General features: G+C 64.5%; 1 pseudogene. It reads left to right on the top strand.

The features are described 5' to 3' along the window. Positions 1–18: 18 nt before the first annotated feature. Positions 19–673: pseudogene (locus tag IEV86_RS17500) on the top strand (YhgE/Pip domain-containing protein); the annotation flags it as partial.

The following is a 673-nucleotide window of genomic DNA, read 5'->3' as shown; positions in this document are numbered from 1 at the left end:
AACTTCATCGTCGGACAGGTGGCCGGGACCATCCTCTCCGAGATCAAGGGCGGACTGAGCAAGACGACGACCGCCGAGTACGTCAACCAGGTCTATCTCGGATTCAACGACATCCATTCGGAGGCGGAGAAAGCTGCAAACGGTGCGTCCGACCTGCACGACGGAGCAGGCCAACTCCACGACGGCACCGGAGAGCTCGTGGACGGGACGACGAAGCTCGACAAAGGAATCGGAACGCTGCAGACCGGGCTCATCGACCTCGATAAGGGTGCGGGCGAGCTGAAGAAGGGCAGCGGCGACCTCGCCGACGGGGCCGATACCCTGGCGAAATCCACCACCGAAGCGAAGAACGGCTCGAAGAAACTCGCCGACGGTGCCGGGCAGGTCGCCGACGGCACCTCAGAGCTGCGAGATACCGCCGATGAGGCGACGAAGAAAGCCGAGGACGTCAAACGCAAGGCCGATGACGTCGTCGACGGAGCGCGACCGAAGCTCGAGCGCGCCGAAGGGGACTTCGACGACGCCCGCACCACCGTGCGCGGGGACATGGACGACCGGATCAAGCAGCTGCAGGAGGACTATCCGGACGACCCGAACGTCAAGAAACTCGCCGAGGATGCCAACGGCCTCGGCGAGGACCTCGATTCCGCACACCAGCGCGCCTCCGATGCCA

Origin of the sequence: Cellulomonas carbonis (genome assembly GCF_014636275.1) — a bacterium.
GTDB lineage: Bacteria > Actinomycetota > Actinomycetes > Actinomycetales > Cellulomonadaceae > Actinotalea > Actinotalea carbonis.
This window is presented reverse-complemented; position numbering and strand designations above follow the sequence as displayed.